We start from the raw sequence: 3742 nt of genomic DNA on the forward strand, positions 1-3742 counted from the left end.
CAGAAGTACCCTGTCTTTTGCCTGTCGCTCACAACCCTTCTAGGCAGGGAATTTAATAAGTCTTATACGGCAAAAATTTCCCCGACAACACCACATTCACCCGATCACCCTTGGGATCCGGCTGCCGCACGATGTCCATACTGAAGTCAATCGCGCTCATGATGCCGTCGCCGAATTCTTCGTGGATCAGTTCCTTGATCGTGGTGCCATAGACGCTCACGATTTCGTACCAGCGGTAGATGAGGGGGTCTGTGGGTACGGGCGTTGGCAGTGAGCCTTTGTAGGGCACGACTTGCAGCCACTTCTGCTCTTCGGCGGTCAAACCAAAAATCTTGCCGATGACTTTGGCTTGTTTGGCGTCAAAGGTCATCTGGCCCAGGCAGCCGGCGGTAACCCATTCCTTGCTGAGGCCGACCTTCTTCGCGACGGACTCCCAGGTGATGCCTTTGCTGACTTTGACGGTGATGATTTTTTCGGTGATGTCGTTGCGGTTCATAGTTTGCTCCTGTATGTGAGATGGGTGAAGTGAAAAGCGGGAATGGTCAATGCGCCTTGGCGCGGGTGACGAGGAAATCGACGATGTGGTTGCGCAGGTCGTAGTAACCGGGCAGGTGGTGCAGGCCGGCGCGGGTGCGTTCCCGGGGCAATGGGTTGATGACTTCTTCGGCGATGCGGCCGGGTGCGTAGACGCCGTCGTTGTCGGTGCCGTTACTCATCAAGAGGATGCGGTCGGCGAGCAGGATGGCTTCGTCCACGTCGTGGGTGATCATGAAAACCGTTTGCTGTGTCTCGCGCACGATGGCCATGAGTTCGTCCTGGATGGTGCCGCGTGTGAGTGCATCTAGTGCACCAAAGGGCTCGTCGAGCAGCAGCATCTTGGGCTGGATGGCAAAGGCGCGTGCGATGCCTACGCGTTGCTTCATGCCGCCTGAGAGCTGCGACGGTTTTTTGTCGATGGCGGGTGTCAGGCCCACCATGGCGACGAACTTTTCCACATGCGCATTGACTTGCGCCGAAGTCCAGTCGGCCCAGCGTGACACCACCGCAAACGCGATGTTCTTGCGCACGGTGAGCCACGGCATGAGCGCATGGCTCTGGAACACCACGCCGCGCTCCAGGCTGGGGCCGCCGATCTCGCGGTTTTCCATGAAGATGTGGCCGGCGGTGGCGCTGTCCAGCCCGGCCAGCACATTGAGGATGGTGGTCTTGCCGCAGCCCGAGTGGCCGATGATGCAGACGAACTCACCCTTGCTGATGGTGAAGGACACGTCGGCAAACACCGGCCGGGCGGGCGTAAAGGCTTTGCTCAGGCCTTCGATCTTGAGGAATCCCTGCTGCATGTTGTGTTCTTTCATTGGCGTGGCGACAGGGGCGCGCGCAATAGGCTCACTCCACATAAGTGACGACCTTCTGTAGTTGAGCGAAGGCCAGGTCCAGCAGCATGCCGACGATGCCGATGACCAGGATGGCGAAGATCACGTTGGTGAGTGAGAGGTTGTTCCACTCGTTCCAGACGAAGTAGCCAATGCCGGTGCCACCCACCAGCATCTCGGCCGCCACAATCACCAGCCAGGCAATGCCCATGGAGATGCGCATGCCGGTCAGGATGGTGGGCGCCGCCGCCGGCAGGATCACCTGAAAGGCCTTGCGCAGGGGGCCGACTTCGAGCGTGCTGGCCACGTTGAGCCATTCGCGCTTGACCGAGGCCACGCCAAAGGCGGTGTTGATCAGCATGGGCCAGACCGAGCAGATAAAGATCACAAAGATGCCCGAGATCGATGAGTCCTTGATGGTATAGAGCGCCAGCGGCATCCACGCCAGCGGCGAGATGGGCTTGAGCACCTGGATGAAGGGGTCAAACGCGCGGCGCAGCAGTGGCGACATGCCGATCACAAAACCCAGGGGTACGGCCACCGCGCAGGCCAGCAAAAAGCCCAGGCCCACACGCGCCAGCGAATGGCCGAGCTGGATCAGGATGCCCTTGTCGTTGGGGCCGTTGTCATACAGCGGGTTGGACACCTGCTTCCAGATGGCTGTGCCCATCTGGCCCAGCGTGGGGAAACCGGTGGTCTTGGTGTTGCCAGGGTCCTTGCCCATCATCTTCTGGTATTCGATCTGCTCGGCGCTCAGGCCCGCCGTGCTGGCTGCCGGCGTACCGGATGCGGGCAGCGTGGCCACGTACCAGATGCCCAGGAAGGCGAAAAAGATAAGCAGCGAGACCAGGCCCGCCTTGAGGTTCAGGGATTTCATGAAAGCTTGTTGATGCTGAAGCTCTTGACGTAGTCGTCTGGTTTTGCAGGGTCAAACTCCTTGCCCATCACCTTGAACTTCTTGTAAGCGCCTTCGGGCGGCTTGAAGCCGGCCAGCGCCATCTGCTTCTTGGCGTCGGTGAGCATGAAGACCTTTTCGGCGATCTGTTTGTAGTTAACCTCGCCCTTCACATAACCCCAGCGCTTCATCTGCGTGAGCATCCACACCGCCATGCTCTGCCACGGCACCGGGTCGAAGTTGGCGCGGTCCGGCACGTTGCGGATATTTCCCAGGCCGTCGGCGAACTTGCCTGTGAGAACCTGCTGCAGCACGGCCTCGGGCTGGTTGAGGTATTGCGTAGGCGCGATCACCTTGGCGATCAGGTCGCGGTCTTTCGGCTGGCTGGCCATGAAGGATGCGCCCAGCACGGCGCGGTAGAGCGCGGCAAAGGTGTTGGGGTTCTTCTGGATGAACTCGTCGCTGACGCCAAAAGCGCAGCAAGGGTGGCCGTCCCAGATTTCCTTGGAGAGGATGTGGATGAAACCGACCTCGTCGTACACCGCGCGCTGGTTGAAAGGATCAGGGCCGAGGAAACCGTCGATATTGCCGGCGCGCAGGTTGGCCACCATCTCGGGTGGTGGCACAACCCGCAGCTGCACGTCGGTGTCGGGGTTCAGGCCGTTCTCGGCCAGGTAGTAGCGCAGCAAAAAGTTATGCATGCTGTACTCGAACGGAATCGCGAACTTGAACCCTTTCCAGTTCTTCGGATCGCGGTTGTTCTTGTGCTTCACATGCAGCGTGATGGCCTGGCCATTGGTGTTCTGGATGCTGGCCACATTCATGTTTACCTGGTTGGAACCGAGACCCATGGTCATTGCAAGCGGCATGGGTGACAGGAAGTGGGAGGCGTCATGCTCCTTGTTGATCATCTTGTCGCGTATCAGCGCCCAGCCGGCGGTTTTGTTGAGCTGGACGTTCAGGCCTTCTTTTTTGTAAAAGCCCAGCGGGTCGGCCATGATGAGCGGGCTGGCGCAGGTGATGGCGATGAAGCCGATCTTCAGATCCTTCTTTTCCAGGGGCACGCGGTCTTGCGCCATGGCCTCCAGCGCACCGAGCGGTAGCACCGAGGCAATCGCAGCGCGCGCCGTGTTGGCGCCCACCGCACGCAGGAAGTTGCGGCGCACGCTGTCAACCGGGAACAGCGCCTTCACCAGGCTGGCTTCCATAAAGCTGTGTGAGAGCGCTTGCGGGCTGGCGGCAGACGCGTCGGCGGCATGGTGATCGGCCGCGCTGTGGTCCCTGCCGCAGCTGCATTTGAGCATCAGGGGCTGGTCGGCGTCGTAGGGAGAAAAGAGGTCAGACATGGCGCGCACCTTTCTTTGGAAGATGCGCCTGACTTGCAAGCAGCGGGCCAATTTGGGCCAATTGGGGCGAAAGCGCGGCAGCTGCCGCATTTCGCTGTGGATGCCATGACAGGGTGTAGGGCATCCAC

Annotated in this window: 4 protein-coding genes; all 4 read right to left on the reverse strand. The window is 60.0% G+C overall.

From position 1 onward, the window contains the following. Positions 1–52: 52 nt before the first annotated feature. The 4 genes from cynS to AC1DWI_RS16390 are packed head-to-tail and all read right to left on the reverse strand — an operon-like array spanning position 53 to position 3614. Positions 53–496 (reverse strand): cyanase, encoded by a 444-nt coding sequence (gene cynS / locus AC1DWI_RS16375; RefSeq protein ID WP_477648254.1) that lies wholly within the window; start codon positions 494–496, stop codon positions 53–55. 46 nt (positions 497–542) lie between these two features. Beyond that, complete coding sequence (locus AC1DWI_RS16380) at positions 543–1340, reverse strand: ABC transporter ATP-binding protein (protein WP_477648255.1); 798 nt, start codon at positions 1338–1340, stop codon at positions 543–545. 46 nt (positions 1341–1386) lie between these two features. Further along, complete coding sequence (gene ntrB / locus AC1DWI_RS16385) at positions 1387–2250, reverse strand: nitrate ABC transporter permease (protein ID WP_477648256.1); 864 nt, start codon at positions 2248–2250, stop codon at positions 1387–1389. After that, a complete protein-coding gene (locus tag AC1DWI_RS16390) occupies positions 2247–3614 on the reverse strand; it encodes a CmpA/NrtA family ABC transporter substrate-binding protein (protein ID WP_477668874.1) in 1368 nt (455 codons plus the stop codon). Before AC1DWI_RS16390 ends, ntrB begins: the two co-directional genes overlap by 4 nt. Positions 3615–3742 lie beyond the last annotated feature (128 nt).

The sequence above is a fragment of the Polaromonas sp. P3_C2 genome (genome assembly GCF_056402675.1).

Excerpts from the sequence above, each read along its gene's own strand:
- cynS (WP_477648254.1), bottom strand. The coding sequence starts at position 496 with ATGAACCGCAACGACATCACCGAAAAAATCATCACCGTCAAAGTCAGC.
- AC1DWI_RS16380 (WP_477648255.1), bottom strand. The coding sequence starts at position 1,340 with ATGCAGCAGGGATTCCTCAAGATCGAAGGCCTGAGCAAAGCCTTTACG.
- ntrB (WP_477648256.1), bottom strand. The coding sequence starts at position 2,250 with ATGAAATCCCTGAACCTCAAGGCGGGCCTGGTCTCGCTGCTTATCTTT.
- AC1DWI_RS16390 (WP_477668874.1), bottom strand. The coding sequence starts at position 3,614 with ATGTCTGACCTCTTTTCTCCCTACGACGCCGACCAGCCCCTGATGCTC.